The organism is Xylophilus sp. GW821-FHT01B05 (assembly GCA_038961845.1).
GTDB lineage: Bacteria > Pseudomonadota > Gammaproteobacteria > Burkholderiales > Burkholderiaceae_C > Xylophilus.
In genome coordinates this window covers 5,640,705-5,658,748 of the sequence record CP152408.1, presented here as the reverse complement: position 1 = coordinate 5,658,748, position 18,044 = coordinate 5,640,705, and the positions used below count along the sequence as shown (strand labels likewise).

The window sequence follows — 18,044 nt, the reverse complement described above, 5'->3', positions numbered from 1 at the left end:
CATGGAAATCTCCCACACCCTCACCAACCTGATCATCTTCGTGCTGGCGATCTATGTCGGCTACCACGTGGTCTGGACGGTCACGCCCGCGCTGCACACGCCGCTGATGGCCGTGACCAATGCCATCTCGGCCATCGTCATCGTCGGCGCCATGCTGGCCGCCGCGCTCACCACCACGCCCTTGGGCAAGACCATGGGCGTGCTGGCCGTGGCGCTGGCGGCGGTCAATGTCTTTGGCGGCTTTCTGGTCACCCGGCGCATGCTGGAGATGTTCCGCAAGAAAGACAAGAAGGTAGCTGCGCCTGCGGCCGACAAGGGAGATGCGGCATGAGCATGAACCTTGTCACGCTGCTGTATTTGGTCGCCAGCGTCTGCTTCATCCAGGCCCTGAAGGGCCTGAGCCACCCCACCACCTCGATTCGCGGCAACATCTTCGGCATGACCGGCATGGCGATCGCCGTGCTGACCACCGCTGCGCTGATCGTCACGCTGGCCGGCAGCGCGCTCGGCCTGGGCTGGGTGCTGCTGGGCCTGCTGGTGGGCGGCACGGCGGGCGCGGTGATGGCGCAGCGCGTGGAGATGACCAAGATGCCCGAGCTGGTCGCCTTCATGCACAGCATGATCGGCCTGGCCGCGGTGTTCATCGGCGTGGCCGCGGTGGCCGAGCCGCATGCCTTCGGCATTGCGCTGCAGGGCGATCCGATCCCGCCGGGCAACCGGCTGGAGCTGTTCCTGGGCGCGGCCATCGGCGCCATCACCTTCAGCGGTTCGGTGATTGCCTTTGGCAAGCTTTCGGGCAAATACAAGTTCCGCCTGTTCCGTGGCGCGCCGGTGCAGTTCAAGGGCCAGCACATGCTCAACCTGGTGCTGGGCCTGCTGACCGTTGCCCTGGGCCTGCTGTTCGTGGCCACCGAGAGCTGGCCGGCCTTCTTTGCCATGCTGGCGCTGGCCTTCGTCATGGGCGTGCTCATCATCATCCCGATCGGCGGGGCCGACATGCCGGTGGTGGTGAGCATGCTCAACAGCTACTCGGGCTGGGCGGCCGCGGGCATTGGCTTCAGCCTGAACAACAGCATGCTGATCATTGCCGGCTCGCTGGTGGGCAGCTCGGGCGCGATCCTGAGCTACATCATGTGCAAGGCCATGAACCGCTCCTTCTTCAACGTGATCCTGGGCGGCTTTGGCGGCGAGGCGGCCACCGCTAGTGCCGGCAGCAGCGAACAGCGGCCGGTCAAGAGCGGCAGCGCCGACGACGCCGCCTTCGTGCTGTCCAACGCCGAGACGGTCGTGATCGTGCCCGGCTACGGCCTGGCCGTGGCGCGCGCCCAGCATGCGGTGAAGGAACTGGCCGCCAAGCTCACCGAGAAGGGCATCACCGTCAAGTACGCCATCCACCCGGTGGCCGGCCGCATGCCGGGCCACATGAACGTGCTGCTGGCCGAGGCCGAGGTGCCCTACGACCAGGTGTTCGAGATGGAAGACATCAACGGCGAGTTCGGCCAGGCCGACGTCGCCATCATCCTCGGCGCCAACGACGTGGTGAACCCGGCTGCGCACACCAAGGGCAGCGCGATCTACGGCATGCCCATCCTGGAGGCCTACAAGGCCAAGACGGTGATCGTGAACAAGCGCTCCATGGCCGCGGGCTATGCCGGCCTGGACAACGAGCTGTTCTACATGGACAAGACCATGATGGTGTTTGGCGACGCCAAGAAGGTGGTCGAGGACATGACCAAAGCCATCGAGTGAGATGCCGCGCCTGCGGGCGCGGGCGGCGTTTTAGAACGATCGTGCTTTTTGGGCCACAATGGGCCACTTGAGGAGACACAAAACCTATGGAAAAGACTTGGCTTTCGCAGTATCCGGCGGGCGTGCCGGCAGAGATTGATCCCGGGCAGTACCGCTCGCTGGTGGCCCTCATGGAAGAGAGCTTTGGCCGCTATGCGGACCGCACGGCCTACAGCTTCATGGGCCGCGACGTCAGCTACGCAGAGACCGACAACACCAGCCGCAAGCTCGCGGCTTACCTGCAGGGCCTGGGGCTGACCAAGGGCGACCGCGTCGCCATCATGATGCCCAACGTGCCGCAGTACCCGGCGGCCGTGGCGGCCATCCTGCGCGTGGGCTGCGTGGTGGTCAACGTCAACCCGCTCTACACCCCGCGCGAGCTGGAGCACCAGCTGAAGGACTCCGGCGCCAAGGCCATCGTCATCATCGAGAACTTCGCGCACACGCTGGAGCAGTGCATTGCCGCCACGCCGGTGAAGCACATCGTGCTGTGCGCCATGGGCGACCGGCTCGGCTTCCTCAAGGGCGCCATCGTCAACTATGTGGTGCGCAGCGTGAAGAAGCTGGTGCCGCCCTATCGCCTGCCGGGCGCGGTGCGCTTCAACGACGCCCTGGCCCAGGGCGCGCGCGGCAGCTTCACCGCCCCCGCCATCGGCCCCGACGACGTAGCCCTGCTGCAGTACACCGGCGGCACCACGGGCGTGAGCAAGGGCGCAACGCTGCTGCACCGAAACATCATTGCCAACGTGCTGCAGTCCGAGGCCTGGAACCTGCCCGCCATGCACAAGGTGCCCGCAGGCGAGCAGCCCACGGCCATCTGCGCGTTGCCGCTCTATCACATCTTCGCCTTCACGGTGAACATGATGCTGAGCATGCGCACCGGCGGCAAGACCGTGCTGATCCCCAATCCACGCGACCTTGCTGGCACGCTCAAGGAGCTGTCCAAGCACCGCTTCCACAGCTTTCCTGCGGTCAATACGCTGTTCAACGGCCTGGCCCACCACCCTGACTTCGACAAGGTGGACTGGAGCCATCTGAAGATCTCGGTCGGCGGCGGCATGGCGGTGCAGGCAGCGGTGGCCGAGCTGTGGCTCAAGAAAACCGGCTGCTCGATCTGCGAGGGCTACGGCCTGTCGGAAACCTCGCCTTCGGTCAGCTGCAACCCGACCAACAGCACCGCCTACACCGGCACCATCGGCCTGCCGCTGCCCTCCACCGAGATGAAGCTGCTGGACGACGAGGGCAACGAAGTCCCGCTGGGCGAGCGCGGCGAGCTCGCCATCCGCGGCCCGCAAGTGATGGCCGGCTACTGGCAGCGCCCGGACGAGACCGCCAAGGTCATGACCGCCGACGGCTTCCTGCGCTCTGGCGACATCGGCGTGGTCGACGAGCGCGGCTACTTCCGCGTCGTCGACCGCAAGAAGGACATGATTCTGGTCAGCGGCTTCAACGTCTACCCGAACGAGGTCGAGGACGTGCTGGCGGCCATGCCCGGCGTGCGTGAATGCGCGGCAGTCGGCGTGCCGGACGAGAAGACCGGCGAGACCGTCAAGGTGGTGATCGTGCGGCAAGACGAAACCCTGACCGAAGCCCAGGTGCTCGACTACTGCCGCGCCAACCTGACCGGCTACAAGCGCCCGCACGTGGTCGAGTTCCGCGCCGAGCTGCCCAAGACACCGGTCGGCAAGATCCTGCGGCGCGAGCTGCGCGACAAGCGCTGACCCGGCCCACGCGCCGCGTGGGATCATCGGGCGCATGCCTCTCACCGCCCATGCGCCCACCGCCATCCTCAGCGCACTCCCCGAAGAACAAGCCGGCCTGGCCATGCGATTGGCCGCTCCGGTCGCCAGCAGCCATGCTGGCCGCAGCTTCGTCCAAGGCACGCTCGACGGCCTGCCCGTGGTGCTGGCGCTGTCCGGCATTGGCAAGGTGGCCGCAGCCAGCACCGCCACCCTATTGATCGAGCGCTTTGGCGCGGCGCGCATCCTGTTCACCGGCGTGGCCGGCGGGCTCGGGGCGCAGGTGCGGGTGGGCGACGTCGTGGTGGCGCGCGACTTCGTACAGCACGACATGAATGCAGCGCCGCTGTTCCCGCGCTTCGAGGTGCCGCTTACGGGTGTTTCACGCTTCCCCGCAGATGCCGCCCTGACCGACGCTCTGTTGCAGGCGGCGCGCGCGGCGCTGGCGGACCCGGATCTGGTCGATGCAGCCGAGCGCCTGCGCTTTGGCCTGCAGCAGCCAAAGGTGCACCATGGCTTGCTGGCAAGCGGCGACCGCTTTGTGTCCTCGCACGCCGAGGTGGCAGAGCTGCGCGCCGCGCTGCCCGAGGCGCTGGCGGTCGACATGGAAAGCGCCGCCGTGGCCCAGGTCTGCGCGGCCTACGGCCTGCCCTTTGCCGCGGTGCGCACCGTGTCCGACCGGGCCGACGATGCCGCGCATGTCGACTTCCCCGCCTTCGTCACGGCCGTGGCCAGCCGCTATGCCGGGGTCATCATGGGGTGCTACTTAAATAATAGCTAGTAGCCCAGGTGGGATAAGGGCTAGAGGCACTTTTCTCTTAAAAATGGCTCAGCCCAGCCAGCCGCGCCGGCGGAAGTACCACATGGGCACCACCGCGCTGGCGATCATCAGCCCCAGCACATAGGGGTAGCCCCAGGCCCAGTCCAGCTCCGGCATGATCTTGAAGTTCATGCCGTAGATGCTCGCGATCAGCGTCGGCGGCAGCAGTGCCACGCTGGCCACCGAGAAGATCTTGATGATCTTGTTCTGGTTGATGTTGATGAAGCCGACCGTCGCATCCATCAGGAAGTTGATCTTGTCGAACAGGAAGGCCGTGTGGTTGTCCAGCGACTCGATGTCGCGCAGGATCTGGCGCGCTTCCTCGAACTGCTCGGCGTTGAGCATCTTGCTGCGCATCATGAAGCTCACCGCGCGGCGCGTGTCCATCACGTTGCGGCGGATGCGGCCGTTCAAGTCTTCCTGCCGCGCAATCGCACCCAGCACCTCGCCGGCCAGCGCATCGGTCACGTCGCCCGACAGCACCTTGGTGCTGGCTTTTTCCAGCTCGTCGTAGATGTCCTCCAGCGTGTCGGCGGAGTATTCGGCATCGGCGTCGAACAGCTTGAGCAGCACGTCCTTGGCATCCTCGATCAGCCCCGGCGCCCGGCGCGCGCGCATGCGCAGCAGGCGGAAGGTTGGCACATCCTCGTCGTGGATGGTGAACAGCACGCCGCGGCTGCGGTTGCCGCTGTTGTGCTGGTTCAGGATGAAGGCCACGCGCACCGAGCGCGGCTCTTCCTCGTCGGCGATCAAAAAGTCGCTGCGCACATGCAGGTCGCCGTTGTCTTCTTCGTAGAAGCGGGCCGACTCCTCGATGTCTTCGCCCGTGGCGTCCTCGGGGATCGACAGCGCGTAGTGCTGCTTGATCCAGCGCTTTTCCTCAAGCGTTGGTGATTCCAGGTCCACCCAGATCGGCTGGAAGCGGGTCAGCTCTTCGAGGGATTCGATCTCCTCCTGGACCAGGCGACCGTTGACGAGCGAGAAGATATTGAGCATGGAGCATTCCCGTAGGGGTAGGGCATCGGCAAGGTGTGGGGGACTGGCTTTCAGCTCCCGGTGCACGATGCGTCACGGGCCCTGAAAGCTACCGACTGGGAGAGGACTCCATGGTGCTTTTCCTGCAAAAAATGCTAGCGCGAAATTATCGCACCGCACCATGTCGGGCCCCGGCCCGTGGGCACCAAAAAAGCGCATCGCAAGCCAGGCGGGATTGCCCTGTTGGCGCTGGGGTTTCTGGCCGCAACAGCCCTTGCAGACGGACTTTTACATCGTGCTTCAGTCTCGAAAAGATCAATGAAATCATAGGCCTGCATGCGGGTCACCAGGCGTTGCCGGCGCTCCTGATTGATTTCGGCGTACGGCCGGCGCATAGTGAATCCGACTCGAGAAAACATGCGTTCGCGCCGCCCTGCAACGGGGTGGTATTTCCAACCGGAGCTTTTCCTGGAGGCTATTTATGAACTTGACGATCAGCGGTCATCACCTCGATGTCACCCCTGCGCTGCACAACTACGTAACTGCCAAGATGGACCGAATCACACGCCACTTCGATCAGGTGGTGGACGTGAAGGTCTTGCTCACAGTCGAGAAGCAAAAGGAGAAGCAACGCCGCCAGCGCGCCGAGTGCAACATCAACGTCAAAGGCAACACCATGTTCGCGGAATGCGCGCATGCCGATCTTTACGCTGCGGTAGATGAACTGTTCGACAAGCTCGACCGCCAGGTCGTCCGGCACAAGGACCGCCTGCAGGACCACCACCACGAACCGTCCAAGCGCCTCATGTAAGCGGCTCGGGGCCGCCCGCGGCTGTTGCGCATATGCGCCAACCGTACTGGCCCCTGGGGGTGGATTGTTGCACCGCAAGGTGCATAATCCGCCCTCACCACTATGAACCGTCTCGCCTCCATTCTGCCGGCCGCTCAGGTGCTTGTGAGCGTCGATGCCACTAGCAAGAAGCGCGCATTCGAAGAGGCCGGACTGCTGTTCGAAGAACAGCACGGCCTGAGCCGAGCCCTCATCACCGACAGCCTCTTCGCCCGTGAACGGCTGGGCTCCACCGGCCTCGGGCATGGTGTGGCCATCCCCCACGGCCGCATCAAGGGACTGAAGGCGCCCATGGCTGCCGTGTTCCAACTGGCGCAGCCGATCGGCTTCGATGCCCCCGACGAGCGCCCGGTTGCCCTGCTGATCTTCCTGCTGGTGCCTGAAGCCGCCACGCAGAAGCATCTGGAGATCCTCTCCGAGATCGCCGAGTTGCTGAGCGATGCACCGCTGCGCGAGAAGATCAAGACCTGCGCTGACGCCACCGAACTGCACACCACGATTGCCAGTTGGCAATCCACTCAGCCTGCGTGAAACCCACCGTCGTCAGCGCTGACGTTCTGTTCGAGGAGTTTCGCTCTTCGCTGCGCTGGGAATGGGTTGCGGGCCTGGGCGCCTCCGAGCGCAGCTTCGAAGCCGTGGCCGTCAGCGCCGCGCGCTCCGGCGCCGACCTGGTCGGTTACCTGAATTACATCCACCCTTACCGGGTGCAGATCCTGGGTGAGCGCGAGGTGGCCTACCTCACCAATGCCACCCCTGAGGACTGCGCGCGGCGCATCGCGCGCATCGTCACGCTCGAGCCGCCGGTGCTGATCCTGACCGACGGCCAGACCGCACCCGATGCGCTGGTGTCCATGTGCGAGCGGGCGCAGATCCCGATGTTCGCCACGCACGAGTCGGCGGCCTTTGTCATCGACGTGCTGCGTGCCTACCTGTCCAAGCATTTCGCCGACCGGGTCACCATGCACGGCGTCTTCATGGACATCCTGGGCCTGGGCGTGATGATCACCGGCGAGTCGGGCCTGGGCAAAAGTGAGCTTGGGCTGGAGCTGATCTCGCGTGGCAACGGCCTGGTGGCCGACGATGCGGTGGACCTGTTTCGCATCAACCAGGCCACCATCGAGGGGCGGTGCCCCGAGCTGCTGCAGAACCTGCTGGAGGTGCGCGGCATCGGTTTGCTGGACATCCGCGCCATCTTTGGCGAGACGGCGGTGCGCCGCAAGATGCGGCTCAAACTGATCGTGCACCTGGTGCGGCGCGAAACCATGGAGCGCGAGTACGAGCGCCTGCCGCATGAGCCCCTAACCCAGGATGTGCTCGACGTCCCGGTGCGCAAGGCAGTGATCCAGGTGGTCGCCGGCCGCAACATCGCCGTGCTGGTCGAGGCTGCGGTGCGCAACACCATCCTGCAGTTGCGCGGTATCGACACCTACCAGGAATTCGTCGAGCGCCACCAGCGCGCGATGGAACGCGGCGAGCCTTAAGGCGCCGACCTATCAGCCCAAGGGCACCACGGAACCGGCTCCGCCGGGCCGTAGGTGCCGCCCCGGAAGGGGGTTGGCGAAGACACGAAGTGCGAAGCCTGGGGGGCGAGCTTTAGCCTTTTGTCTTGATGCAGTCGGCGCACAGCCCGTACAGCGCCATGGCGTGGTCCTGCATTTGCCAGCCCATGGCCTTGGCCACGGCCAGTTGGCGCTTCTCGATCTCGGCGTCGTAGAACTCCTCGACCTTGCCGCAGCTGGTGCAGACGAAGTGGTCGTGGTGCGAGCCTTCGTTGAGCTCGTAGACGGCCTTGCCGCTTTCGAAATGGCGCCGGCTCAGTATGCCGGCCTGCTCGAACTGGGTCAGCACGCGGTAGACCGTAGCCAGGCCGATGTCGGAGCGCTCTTCCAGCAACACACGGAACACGTCCTCGGCCGTCATGTGGCGCTGCTTGCCCTTCTGGAAGATTTCCAGAATCTTCAGGCGCGGCAAGGTGGCCTTGAGACCGGTACTCTTGAGGTCTTCGATGTTGCTGGACATGGATGGGTTCTCCGAAGCTGCCACTGCGGCCATGCAAGGATTTTGCATGGCGGGTGGGCGGGACGGCGGCAAAAGGGGCTGCCGCTACAATGGGCCGATCATATCGTCAGCCTTCCTTCCCATGCCCGAACTTCTCCGCAGCGGCGCCCTGGCCGGCGCCATTGTCGCCCTGAGCGCTCTGCTGCCGGCCTGCGGCTCGGTCGACAGTGCCAGCAACCGCATTGCCAGCATGGTGACGCCCTACAAGATCGAGGTCGTGCAGGGCAACTTCGTCTCCAAGGAGCAAGCGGCGGCGCTGCAGACGGGCATGAGCCGGCTGCAGGTGCGCGAAGTGCTGGGCACTCCGCTGGTGACCAGCATCTTCCACGCTGATCGCTGGGACTATGTGTTCACCATCAAGCGCCCCAATGTCGAACCCCAGGCACGGCGCCTGAGCGTGTTCTTCAAGGACGACCTGCTTGAGCGCTTCGAGGGCGACGAGATGCCGAGCGAAGCCGACTTCGTGGCCCAGCTCGATACCCGGCCCCGGGCTTCCGGCAAGGCGCCGGTGCTGGAGGCGACCGAAGCGCAGCTCAAACGCTTTCCTGCCAGCAAGGCGCCGTCGCCCGATGCCGCGACGTCCCAGGCGGCCGAGCCGCCACTGCCCACCAGCTACCCGCCGCTCGAATCGTCCTCTACCGGGCGCTGAGCACCTGGTGCCGCCGCGGTGCACCAATTCCTCCTCTTTTTCCTGATGCCATTCGCATGAGCGCTACGCCTTCTTCTTCCGCTGCCCGGCACCGTGTGGCCATTGCCGGCGCCTCCGGCCGCATGGGCCGCATGCTGATCGAGGCGGTGCGTGCCGCCGACGACTGCGTGCTGGCCGGTGCGCTGGACGCCGCCGCCAGCCCCGCCATCGGCTCGGATGCATCTGCATTCCTGGGCCTGGCCAGCGGCGTGCAGATCACGGCAGACCCGGCCATCGGCGTGGCCGGTGCGGATGCGCTGATCGACTTCACCCGCCCGGAAGGCACGATGGCGCACCTGGCGGCCTGCCGTGAGCGCGGCGTGGCGCTGGTGATCGGCACCACCGGTTTTACCGCGGCGCAGAAGGCAGACATTGCGGCTGCCGCGCGCGACATTCCCATCGTCATGGCGCCCAATATGAGCGTGGGCGTGAACGTCACGCTCAAGCTGCTGGAGATGGCTGCCAAGGCCTTGTCCACCGGCTATGACATCGAGATCCTGGAGGCCCACCACCGCCACAAGGTGGATGCGCCCTCGGGCACGGCGCTGAAGATGGGCGAGGTGATTGCCAGCGCGCTTGGCCGCTCGCTCGACGAATGCGCGGTCTATGCACGCGAGGGCGTTACCGGCGAGCGCGATCCCTCCAGCATCGGCTTTGCCGCCATTCGCGGTGGCGACATCGTGGGCGACCACACGGTGCTGTTCGCCGGCACCGGCGAGCGCATCGAGATCTCGCACAAGGCCTCCAGCCGCGCCGGCTACGCCCAGGGCAGCCTGCGTGCGGTGCGCTTCCTGGCTGGCAAGAAGCCGGGCCTCTACGACATGTTCGATGTGCTGGGCCTGCACGGCTGAGCGGTGCGATGAACGCGGCGCGCTTCCTGATCGAAGGTGATGCCGTTTCGCGCAGCGTCGCGATTGGCTTGCTGGTGCTGTCGGTGGCGAGCTGGGTGGTGATTGCCTGGAAGCTCTGGTTGCTGCAGCGCGCCGTGGCCGACGTGGCACGCGGCACCGCCGCTTTCTGGCAGGCCAACTCGCTGGCGGATGCCCATCGCGCCGTGGCAACCTTCGACCGGCATGCGCTGGTCACTCCCTTCCTGGCAGCCCTGGCGCCACTGGCTGCAACACCGGGCTTGGCGGGCACCGGCGACCGCCAGCAGCGGCGCACCCGGGTGCTGCGCGATGTCCTGCACGCGGTCCTGGGCCGCCTGCAGTTTGGCCAGGTGCTGTTGGCCACGGTGGGCGCGATTGCCCCGTTTGTGGGCCTGCTCGGCACGGTCTGGGGCATCCACCGTGCGCTGGTCGATATCGCCGGTGCCGGCCAGATCACCATCGAGCGCATCGCCGGCCCGGTGGGCGAGGCCCTGGTGATGACGGCCGCCGGCCTGGCCGTGGCCATTCCTGCGGTGCTGGCCTACAACCTGTTTGGCCGCCGCATCACGCGCATCGAGGCGGCTCTCGAAGGCTTCGCGCAGGACCTGCGCGACCTGCCGGAGCTGCCGCCGGGCTGAGCCGGCCGCCGCACCATGGCCTTCGGACGTCTCGACCGCGGCGCCAGCAGCGCGCCCCTCAGCGACATCAACGTCACGCCGCTGGTGGATGTGATGCTGGTGCTGGTGGTGGTCTTCCTGCTGACCGCGCCCCTGCTGGCCAGCAGCATCCGGCTCGACCTGCCCCAGGCGGCTTCCGCCGCGCCGGTGAGCAAGCCGGCATCCCTGGCGGTGGTGATGGACAAATCCGGCCAGGTGTTCCTGGACGACAAGCCGGTGGCCGTCGAGGCCGTGGCGGCGCGTTTTGCCGATGCCGCGCGGGCTGATCCGGCCACCGAACTACAGCTGCGCGCCGATGCCGGCGTGCCTTACGGCCGCGTGGTCGAGGTGCTGGGCCTGGCGCAGAAGGCAGGCCTCACGCGCATCGGCTTCATGGCCGACCCGGCTGTTGCGGCACCCGCCGGGCGGAAACCCTAAAATCGCGGCGTCATGCCGCCGTCTGCGGCTCGTGCCGAGCGCCGCGCAGCGGGCGCCGGCAAACCCACCGTTTCCATGCAAGACAAATACCAACACACCGAGGTCGAGCGCGCTGCGCAGGCCGACTGGACCGCCCGCGACGCCTACCGCGTGACCGAGAACGCGGACAAGCCCAAGTACTACGCCTGCTCGATGCTGCCTTACCCCAGCGGCAAGCTGCACATGGGTCATGTGCGCAACTACACCATCAACGACATGCTGACCCGCAGCCTGCGCATGAAGGGCTACAACGTCCTGATGCCCATGGGCTGGGACGCCTTCGGCCTGCCGGCCGAGAACGCGGCGCTGAAGAACGGCGTGCCGCCGGCGCAGTGGACCTACGACAACATCGCCTACATGAAGAAGCAGATGCAGGCGATGGGGCTGGCCATCGACTGGTCGCGCGAAGTCGCCACCTGCGACCCCAGCTACTACAAGTGGAACCAGTGGCTGTTCCTGAAGATGCTGGAGAAGGGCATCGCCTACCGCAAGACCCAGGTCGTCAACTGGGACCCGGTGGACCAGACCGTGCTGGCCAACGAGCAAGTGATCGACGGCAAGGGCTGGCGCACCGGCGCCGTGGTGGAAAAGCGCGAGATCCCGGGCTACTACCTGAAGATCACCGACTACGCCGAAGAGCTGCTGGACCATGTCCAGACCAAGCTGCCGGGCTGGCCCGAGCGCGTGCGCCTGATGCAAGAGAACTGGATCGGCAAGAGCCAGGGCGTGCGCTTTGCCTTCCCGCACGACGTTCGCGGCGATGACGGTGCGCTGATCGGCGACGGCCGGCTCTACGTCTTCACCACCCGTGCCGACACCATCATGGGCGTGACCTTCTGCGCCATTGCGCCCGAGCATCCGCTGGCGCTGCATGCGGCCAAGACCCAGCCCAGCGTGGCCGCCTTCATCGAAGAGTGCAAGTCTGGCGGCACCACCGAGGCCGAGATCGCCACCCAGGAGAAGAAGGGCGTGCGCACCGGCCTGACCGTGACGCACCCGTTCACCGACGAGCAGGTCGAGGTCTGGGTTGGCAACTACGTGCTGATGTCCTATGGCGACGGCGCCGTGATGGGCGTGCCCGCGCACGATGAGCGCGACTTTGCCTTTGCGCTGCAGTACGGCATCGAGATCAAGCAGGTGGTGCTGGTCGACGGCGAGCACTACGACTACCACCGCTGGCAGGACTGGTACGGTGACAAGCAGCGCGGCGTCACCATCAATTCCGACAGCTTCAGCGGCCTGCCCTACCAGGAGGCGGTCGATGCCGTCGTCCATGCGCTGCAGGCCAAGGGCCTGGGCGAGAAGAAGACCACCTGGCGCCTGCGTGACTGGGGCGTGAGCCGCCAGCGCTACTGGGGCACGCCGATCCCCATCATCCATTGCGAAGACTGCGGCGCCGTGCCGGTGCCTGAGAAAGACCTGCCGGTGGTGCTGCCGCAGGACTGCATCCCGGATGGCTCGGGCAACCCGCTGCACAAGCACGAAGGCTTTCACGCTGGCGTCGTCTGCCCGCATTGCGGCAAGCCGGCGCGGCGCGAGACCGACACCATGGACACCTTCGTGGACTCGTCCTGGTACTTCATGCGCTATTGCGACCCGAAGAACGAGCAGGCCATGGTCGGCGCGGGCGCCGACTACTGGATGCCGATGGACCAGTACATCGGCGGCATCGAGCACGCGATCCTGCACTTGCTCTACGCCCGCTTCTGGACCAAGGTCATGCGCGACCTGGACTTGGTCAAGGTCGACGAGCCCTTTGCCAAGCTGCTCACGCAGGGTATGGTGCTCAACCACATCTACTCGCGCCGCACCGAGAAGGGCGGCAAGGAATACTTCTGGCCGCATGACGTCGAGCATGTGCTGGACGAGGCCGGCAAGGTCATTGGCGCCAAGCTGGTCAATGCCGTGGGCGCGCTGCCGGTGGGTACCGCCATCGACTACGAGGGCGTGGGCACCATGTCCAAGTCCAAGAACAACGGCGTCGACCCGCAGGACCTGATCAGCAAGTACGGCGCCGACACCGCGCGGCTCTACACCATGTTCACCGCGCCGCCCGAAGCCACGCTGGAGTGGAACGACGCTGCGGTCGAGGGCAGCTACCGCTTCCTGCGCCGCGTCTGGAACTTCGGTGCCAAGCTTTCTGCTATTGATTCTGTAGCTGCCAGCCTAAGCGTAGCGGGGGCTAAAGCCCTGAAAGACGTAAAGTTTGGCAAGGAAGCCAAGGCCCTGCGCCTGGAAGTCCACACCGTGCTCAAGCAGGTGGACTACGACTACCAGCGCATGCAGTACAACACCGTCGTCTCTGGCGCGATGAAGCTGCTCAATGCGCTGGAAAGCTTCAAGTCCACCGGCACGCCGGGCGCTGAAGTGGCGCTGATCGAAGGCTTTGGCATCCTGCTGCGCGTGCTCTACCCAGCCACGCCGCACCTCACGCACACGCTCTGGTCGCAGTTGGGCTATGCCGGCGAATTGGGCGATCTGCTCGATGCGCCCTGGCCGGTGGTGGATGAATCCGCCCTGCAGCAGGACGAGATCGAGCTGATGCTGCAGGTCAACGGCAAGCTGCGCGGCGCGATCCGCGTGCCGGCCGGCGCCTCCAAAGAGGTGATCGAGCAGGCCGCGCTGGCCAATGAGGAGTACCGCAAGCTGGCCGCTGGTGCCGCCCCCAAGAAGATCGTGGTGGTGCCTGGCCGTTTGGTCAACATCGTCATTTGAACCGGAGCCGCAGCATGCAGCGACGCGCCTTTGCCTCTTCTCTTGTGGTCCTTGCCTCGGCGGGTGGCCTGGCCGGCTGCGGCTTCCATCTGCGGCAGGCGCCCAACTTCGCCTTCTCCAGCATCTACCTGGCGACCAACTCATCCTTCGGCATCGAGCTGCGGCGCAACCTGGAGTCGGGCGGCAAGATCACCGTGATCCGCGACATCGCCCAGCGCGACAACGCGCAGGTCATCCTGGAGGTGCTGCAGGACCAGCGCGAACGCGTGGTGCTGGGCTACAACTCGGCCGGCCAGGTGCGCGAGTTCCAGCTGCGCATACGCGTGCGCTTTCGCCTGCGCTCGCCGGACGACCGCGAACTGCTGGCGCCGACCGAGATCCTCATGCAGCAGGACCAGAGCTACGACGAAACCCTGGCCCTGGCCAAGGAAGCCGAAGCGCAGCTGATCTACCGCAGCATGCAGACCGACGTGGTGCAGCAAATCATGCGGCGCCTTGCTGCTGTAAAAACTATATGACCCCCAGGCTTCGCGCTTCGCGTCTTCGCCAACCCCCTTGCAGGGGGCAACACCAGCGGCCCGGCGGAGCCGGTTCCGCGGTGTTCTTGGCATTGGGCCGCGCATCGTGCAACGCCATGGCGGGGCACTGATATGCAACTGGCCCCGGCCCAGCTCGCCGCCCATCTGCAAAAGGGCTTGCGCCCGCTCTATGTGCTGCATGGCGACGAGCCGCTGCTGCAGCAGGAGGCGGCCGACGCCATCCGCGCGGCCGCGCGCGCGCTCGGCCCGGCTGAGCGCACCGTCTACACCGTGGCTGGCGCGCATTTCGACTGGAGCGAGGTGCTGGCCGCCGGCGGCTCGCTCTCGCTGTTTGCCGAGCGCCAGATCGTCGAGATCCGCATCCCCTCCGGCAAGCCGGGCAAGGACGGCAGCGCCGCGCTGCAGCAACTGGCCGCTGGCGCCGCCGGGCAAGAGGGCACGCTGACCCTGGTCATGCTGCCGCGCCTGGACAAGGCGACGCGCACCGGCGCCTGGTTCATGGCGCTGGAGAACGCCGGCGTCACGCTGCAGATCGACCCGGTGGAGCGCGGCGCGCTGCCGCAGTGGATCGCCCAGCGCCTGCAGCGCCAGGGCCAGCAGGTGGCGGCCGGCGATGAAGGCCAGCGCACGCTGCAGTTCTTTGCCGACCGGGTCGAGGGCAATTTGCTCGCGGCGCACCAGGAGATCCAGAAGCTCGCGCTGCTCTACCCGGCCGTGCCCGGCACGCCCTGCGTGCTGACGCAGGAGCAGGTCGAGGCGGCGGTGGCCAATGTGGCGCGCTACGACGTCTTCAAGCTATCAGAGGCGGTGCTGGGCGGCCAGGCGGCGCGGGTGCAGCGCATGCTCGACGGCCTGCAGGCCGAGGGCGAGGCCGAGGTGCTGGTGCACTACACCCTGGCCGAAGACATCCGCGCCCTGAAGCGCGTGAAAGACGCGATGTCTGCGGGCCGCCCGCTGCCGATGGCGCTGCGCGAGCAGCGCATCTGGGGCCCGCGCGAGCGCCTGTTCGAGCGCGTGCTGCCCCGGCTCGATGCGCGCACGCTGGCCCGTCTGCTGCAGGCCGCGCACCAGGTCGACGGCATCGTCAAAGGCCTGCCGCAGGAAGGCTGGCCGCGCAACGGCTGGCAGGCGCTGCACCGGCTGGCCCAGGGCCTGTGCCGGGCCTGCGCCGCGACGCCTGCGCGCGCCGGCGCTTGATGCTCCTTATTTGATAGCTATAAGCCCAGGACCCACCTGGGCTTAAGCCACTTTTTGTTCAAAAAACGTAACTACTCAGCCCCCACACCGTTCGGGCTGAGCTTGTCGAAGCCCTGCCACGCATCACCAAGCCCTTCGACAGGCTCAGGGCGAACGGGGGTGAGTAGTTACCAAAAAACCTGGCGCGGCGTCACAGCACCCGCTTGCGCACCTGGGTCACCACCACCTCGGCCAGCACCACCACGGCAAAGACCGCGATCAGGATCACCGCCACCTGGGTCCACTGGAACAGGTTGAGTGCGGTGTCCAGCGCCACGCCGATGCCGCCTGCGCCCACCAGGCCAAGCACGCCGGACTCGCGCACATTGATGTCCCAGCGCAGCAGCACCACCGACCAGAAGGCCGGCTTGACCTGCGGCCAGTAGCCGTACCAGATCTGCGCGGAAGTGGAGGCGCCCGCGGCCTGCAGCGCCTCGATCGGGCCGCGCGGCGCCTGCTCGATCGCCTCGCCCAGCAGCTTGCCGACAAAGCCCACCGAGCGGAAGGCAATGGCGAACATGCCGGCCAGCGGCCCGGGCCCGAAGATCGCCACGAACAGCAGCGCCCAGACCAGCGAGTTGACCGAGCGGCTGGCCACCAGCACCACGCGCGCCGCGAAGTTCAGCGCGCGGTTGCGGGTGACGTTGCCGGCCACCAGCAGGCCCAGCGGGATCGCCAGCGCCAGCGACAGCAGGGTGCCGAGCGTGGCCATGTGCAGCGTCTCGACCAGGGCTGCGTGCACCACCGCCGGGTAGTGCGACCAGTCCACCGGCCACATGCGCTGCAGCATGTCGACCATCTGCTCGGGCGCATCGACGAGGAACTCCGGGATCACCTCGACCGTGCGCGCCGACTGCACCACGGCCCAGACGACCAGCAGCGTCACCGCGTAGCGCAGCAGCCGCTGGCCGAGCGAGAAGCGCTGCCACTGGCGCGGCGCGGCGGCCGCAGCAGCAGCAGGCAGGAGGGCGGGGCTAGACATTCAAGGCCTTTCGCGTGGCGTTCACCACGATTTCCCCGACGACGATGATGGCGATCACCGTGGCCAGGATGGTGCAGACAAAGCTGTATTCAAAGCGCAGGAAGGCGGAGAACAGCGCACCGCCAATGCCGCCCGCGCCGACGATGCCCACCATGGTGGAGTTGCGCAGGTTGGAGTCGAGCTGGTAGGTGGCAAAGCCGACGAAGCGGCCCATCACCTGCGGCAGCACGCCAAACAGCACCACGTTGGCGAACGATGCGCCGGTGGCGCGCACCGCCTCGATCTGCTTGGGCGAGATCTCTTCGATCGCATCGGCAAACAGCTTGCCGACAAAACCCACCGTGGCCACCACCAGCGCCAGGATGCCCGCCAGCGGGCCAAAGCCGACCGCCTTCACGAACAGGATGGCGGTGATCACCGGGTGCAGCGAGCGGCACACCGCGATCAGCCCGCGCGCGCCGGTGCGCACATAGCCCGGCACCATGTTGCGCGCCGCCAGCAGGCCCACCGGCAGGCTCAGCGCCACGCCGGCCACGGTGGCCAGCACGGCGATCTGCAGCGTCTCGCGGATGCCTTCCCACAGCACATCCATCTTGGAGAAATCGGGCGGCACCATGCGCCCCAGGAAGCGCGCGCCCTGGTGCATGCCGGTGGACAGGCGTGCCCACGACAGGTCCATCTGCGCGATCACGTAGACGCTGTAGGCCAGCACGGCGAGCAGCACGGTTTTTTGCGTGCCGCTCCAGGCAAAGGCCTGCGCCGGCCTGGGCGCGGGCGTGGCGGCTTGGGCGCTGCTCATTGCATCCATTCCTGGCCGCCGTAGATGGTCTGCAGGTGGGCGTCGGTCAGGCCGGCGGGCGGGCCGTCGTAGACCACGTGGCCGCCGGTCATGCCAACGATGCGGTCGGAGTGCCGCCGCGCCAGCTCCACGTCGTGGATGTTGACGATCACCGGGATGCCGCGCGCGCGGCCCTGCTCGCGCAGCAGCTGGATGATCTCGACCGAGGTCTTGGGGTCGAGCGAAGACGTGGGCTCGTCGGCCAGCAGGATCGCCGGCTGCTGCATCAGTGCGCGCGCGATGCCCACGCGCTGGCGCTGGCCGCCGCTCAGCGCATCGGCGCGCTGGTGGGCGAAGCTGCCCAGCCCGATCACGTCAAGCAATTGGTAGGCGCGCTCGAAGTCCTCGGCCGGGAACTTGCGGCGCCAGGCCTTCCAGGCCGACAGATAGCCCAGGCGGCCGGTCAGCAGGTTTTCCATGACGGTCAGGCGCTCGACCAGGTTGTATTCCTGGAACACCATGCCGATATGGCGCCGGCTGCGGCGCAGCGCGCTGCCGCGCAACTGGGCCATGTCGAGCCGCTCGCCGGCCACGTCGAGCCAGATCTGGCCGGCGGTCGGATCGACCAGGCGGTTGATGCAGCGGATCAGCGTGGACTTGCCGGTGCCCGAGGGGCCGATGATGCTGGTCAGGCCGGTGCCGTCGATGCGCAGGTCGATCGACTTCAGCACCGGCACGCCCGGGCGGTATTCCTTCACCAGCTTCTGGATGTGCAGCGAGCCTGCATGCAGGGAGGGGGTCATGCGAATCTTCCGTGAGATGGGGGCGCCTCCCGGCCATGGCGGCGGGAAGCGGCAAGACCGCGCACGCGGCG

The 18,044-nt window shown here is 66.6% G+C and carries 19 protein-coding genes; 14 read left to right on the top strand and 5 right to left on the bottom strand.

Annotated features, from left to right (window positions below; translation table 11 throughout):
- Position 1 precedes the first annotated feature (1 nt).
- The 4 genes from AAFF27_26390 to AAFF27_26375 all read left to right on the top strand — a co-directional run bounded on the left by AAFF27_26390 (position 2) and on the right by AAFF27_26375 (position 4,308).
- Positions 2-331, top strand: a complete 330-nt coding sequence (locus tag AAFF27_26390; protein XAH23462.1) for an NAD(P) transhydrogenase subunit alpha — start codon at positions 2-4, stop codon at positions 329-331.
- Positions 328-1,749, top strand: a complete 1,422-nt coding sequence (locus AAFF27_26385) for an NAD(P)(+) transhydrogenase (Re/Si-specific) subunit beta (GenBank protein ID XAH23461.1) — start codon at positions 328-330, stop codon at positions 1,747-1,749. The genes AAFF27_26390 and AAFF27_26385 overlap by 4 nt, the downstream gene beginning before the upstream one ends.
- 86 nt (positions 1,750-1,835) lie before the next feature.
- Positions 1,836-3,509, top strand: a complete 1,674-nt coding sequence (locus tag AAFF27_26380; GenBank protein XAH23460.1) for a long-chain-fatty-acid--CoA ligase — start codon at positions 1,836-1,838, stop codon at positions 3,507-3,509.
- 34 nt (positions 3,510-3,543) lie between these two features.
- Positions 3,544-4,308, top strand: coding sequence for a 5'-methylthioadenosine/adenosylhomocysteine nucleosidase (locus AAFF27_26375; GenBank protein ID XAH23459.1), 765 nt, complete (start codon positions 3,544-3,546; stop codon positions 4,306-4,308).
- A gap of 48 nt (positions 4,309-4,356) precedes the next feature.
- Here AAFF27_26375 and corA read toward each other — a convergent pair whose 3' ends face one another.
- Complete coding sequence (gene corA, locus AAFF27_26370; protein XAH23458.1) at positions 4,357-5,343, bottom strand: magnesium/cobalt transporter CorA; 987 nt, start codon at positions 5,341-5,343, stop codon at positions 4,357-4,359.
- Between the two features lie 460 nt (positions 5,344-5,803).
- On the opposite strand from corA, the gene raiA reads away from it, so the two are divergent.
- The 3 genes from raiA to hprK all read left to right on the top strand — a co-directional run bounded on the left by raiA (position 5,804) and on the right by hprK (position 7,653).
- A complete protein-coding gene (gene raiA / locus AAFF27_26365; GenBank protein ID XAH23457.1) occupies positions 5,804-6,133 on the top strand; it encodes a ribosome-associated translation inhibitor RaiA in 330 nt (109 codons plus the stop codon).
- A 102-nt stretch (positions 6,134-6,235) separates the two neighbouring features.
- A complete protein-coding gene (locus tag AAFF27_26360; protein ID XAH23456.1) occupies positions 6,236-6,703 on the top strand; it encodes a PTS sugar transporter subunit IIA in 468 nt (155 codons plus the stop codon).
- Entirely contained in the window at positions 6,700-7,653 is a 954-nt protein-coding gene (gene hprK, locus AAFF27_26355) for an HPr(Ser) kinase/phosphatase (GenBank protein XAH23455.1), read from the top strand. Before AAFF27_26360 ends, hprK begins: the two co-directional genes overlap by 4 nt.
- Positions 7,654-7,765: 112 nt before the next feature.
- Here the strand turns inward: hprK and fur are convergent, their stop codons facing one another.
- Complete coding sequence (fur, locus tag AAFF27_26350) at positions 7,766-8,191, bottom strand: ferric iron uptake transcriptional regulator (GenBank protein XAH23454.1); 426 nt, start codon at positions 8,189-8,191, stop codon at positions 7,766-7,768.
- A 229-nt stretch (positions 8,192-8,420) separates the two neighbouring features.
- Between fur and AAFF27_26345 the strand changes: the two genes are divergently transcribed.
- The 7 genes from AAFF27_26345 (at position 8,421) to holA (ending at position 15,371) form a co-directional block, all read left to right on the top strand.
- Positions 8,421-8,879 (top strand): outer membrane protein assembly factor BamE, encoded by a 459-nt coding sequence (locus AAFF27_26345; GenBank protein ID XAH26332.1) that lies wholly within the window; start codon positions 8,421-8,423, stop codon positions 8,877-8,879.
- Positions 8,880-8,935: 56 nt separating this feature from the next.
- On the top strand, positions 8,936-9,769 hold the full coding sequence (gene dapB, locus AAFF27_26340) for a 4-hydroxy-tetrahydrodipicolinate reductase (GenBank protein XAH23453.1): 834 nt from the start codon (positions 8,936-8,938) through the stop codon (positions 9,767-9,769).
- 8 nt (positions 9,770-9,777) lie between these two features.
- On the top strand, positions 9,778-10,425 hold the full coding sequence (locus tag AAFF27_26335) for a MotA/TolQ/ExbB proton channel family protein (protein ID XAH23452.1): 648 nt from the start codon (positions 9,778-9,780) through the stop codon (positions 10,423-10,425).
- Positions 10,426-10,440: 15 nt separating this feature from the next.
- Positions 10,441-10,881 carry a biopolymer transporter ExbD gene (locus AAFF27_26330; protein XAH23451.1) on the top strand — a complete coding sequence of 147 codons (441 nt, stop codon included), beginning with the start codon at positions 10,441-10,443 and terminating at the stop codon, positions 10,879-10,881.
- A 75-nt stretch (positions 10,882-10,956) separates the two neighbouring features.
- Entirely contained in the window at positions 10,957-13,635 is a 2,679-nt protein-coding gene (leuS, locus tag AAFF27_26325) for a leucine--tRNA ligase (GenBank protein XAH23450.1), read from the top strand.
- Between the two features lie 14 nt (positions 13,636-13,649).
- Positions 13,650-14,153, top strand: coding sequence for an LPS assembly lipoprotein LptE (gene lptE / locus AAFF27_26320; GenBank protein XAH23449.1), 504 nt, complete (start codon positions 13,650-13,652; stop codon positions 14,151-14,153).
- A gap of 132 nt (positions 14,154-14,285) precedes the next feature.
- Entirely contained in the window at positions 14,286-15,371 is a 1,086-nt protein-coding gene (gene holA / locus AAFF27_26315) for a DNA polymerase III subunit delta (protein XAH23448.1), read from the top strand.
- Positions 15,372-15,561: 190 nt separating this feature from the next.
- Here holA and phnE (AAFF27_26310) read toward each other — a convergent pair whose 3' ends face one another.
- The 3 genes from phnE (AAFF27_26310) to phnC are packed head-to-tail and all read right to left on the bottom strand — an operon-like array spanning position 15,562 to position 17,973.
- Entirely contained in the window at positions 15,562-16,392 is an 831-nt protein-coding gene (gene phnE / locus AAFF27_26310; GenBank protein XAH23447.1) for a phosphonate ABC transporter, permease protein PhnE, read from the bottom strand.
- Positions 16,385-17,191 carry a phosphonate ABC transporter, permease protein PhnE gene (phnE, locus tag AAFF27_26305; GenBank protein ID XAH23446.1) on the bottom strand — a complete coding sequence of 269 codons (807 nt, stop codon included), beginning with the start codon at positions 17,189-17,191 and terminating at the stop codon, positions 16,385-16,387. Before phnE (AAFF27_26305) ends, phnE (AAFF27_26310) begins: the two co-directional genes overlap by 8 nt.
- Positions 17,188-17,973, bottom strand: coding sequence for a phosphonate ABC transporter ATP-binding protein (phnC, locus tag AAFF27_26300; protein ID XAH23445.1), 786 nt, complete (start codon positions 17,971-17,973; stop codon positions 17,188-17,190). Before phnC ends, phnE (AAFF27_26305) begins: the two co-directional genes overlap by 4 nt.
- Between the last annotated feature and the right edge of the window lie 71 nt (positions 17,974-18,044).

Coding starts and splice junctions, on each gene's coding strand:
- AAFF27_26390 (XAH23462.1), top strand. CDS start 2: ATGGAAATCTCCCACACCCTCACCAACCTGATCATCTTCGTGCTGGCG.
- AAFF27_26385 (XAH23461.1), top strand. CDS start 328: ATGAGCATGAACCTTGTCACGCTGCTGTATTTGGTCGCCAGCGTCTGC.
- AAFF27_26380 (XAH23460.1), top strand. CDS start 1,836: ATGGAAAAGACTTGGCTTTCGCAGTATCCGGCGGGCGTGCCGGCAGAG.
- AAFF27_26375 (XAH23459.1), top strand. CDS start 3,544: ATGCCTCTCACCGCCCATGCGCCCACCGCCATCCTCAGCGCACTCCCC.
- corA (XAH23458.1), bottom strand. CDS start 5,343: ATGCTCAATATCTTCTCGCTCGTCAACGGTCGCCTGGTCCAGGAGGAG.
- raiA (XAH23457.1), top strand. CDS start 5,804: ATGAACTTGACGATCAGCGGTCATCACCTCGATGTCACCCCTGCGCTG.
- AAFF27_26360 (XAH23456.1), top strand. CDS start 6,236: ATGAACCGTCTCGCCTCCATTCTGCCGGCCGCTCAGGTGCTTGTGAGC.
- fur (XAH23454.1), bottom strand. CDS start 8,191: ATGTCCAGCAACATCGAAGACCTCAAGAGTACCGGTCTCAAGGCCACC.
- AAFF27_26345 (XAH26332.1), top strand. CDS start 8,421: ATGGTGACGCCCTACAAGATCGAGGTCGTGCAGGGCAACTTCGTCTCC.
- dapB (XAH23453.1), top strand. CDS start 8,936: ATGAGCGCTACGCCTTCTTCTTCCGCTGCCCGGCACCGTGTGGCCATT.
- AAFF27_26335 (XAH23452.1), top strand. CDS start 9,778: ATGAACGCGGCGCGCTTCCTGATCGAAGGTGATGCCGTTTCGCGCAGC.
- AAFF27_26330 (XAH23451.1), top strand. CDS start 10,441: ATGGCCTTCGGACGTCTCGACCGCGGCGCCAGCAGCGCGCCCCTCAGC.
- leuS (XAH23450.1), top strand. CDS start 10,957: ATGCAAGACAAATACCAACACACCGAGGTCGAGCGCGCTGCGCAGGCC.
- lptE (XAH23449.1), top strand. CDS start 13,650: ATGCAGCGACGCGCCTTTGCCTCTTCTCTTGTGGTCCTTGCCTCGGCG.
- holA (XAH23448.1), top strand. CDS start 14,286: ATGCAACTGGCCCCGGCCCAGCTCGCCGCCCATCTGCAAAAGGGCTTG.
- phnE (XAH23447.1), bottom strand. CDS start 16,392: ATGTCTAGCCCCGCCCTCCTGCCTGCTGCTGCTGCGGCCGCCGCGCCG.
- phnE (XAH23446.1), bottom strand. CDS start 17,191: ATGAGCAGCGCCCAAGCCGCCACGCCCGCGCCCAGGCCGGCGCAGGCC.
- phnC (XAH23445.1), bottom strand. CDS start 17,973: ATGACCCCCTCCCTGCATGCAGGCTCGCTGCACATCCAGAAGCTGGTG.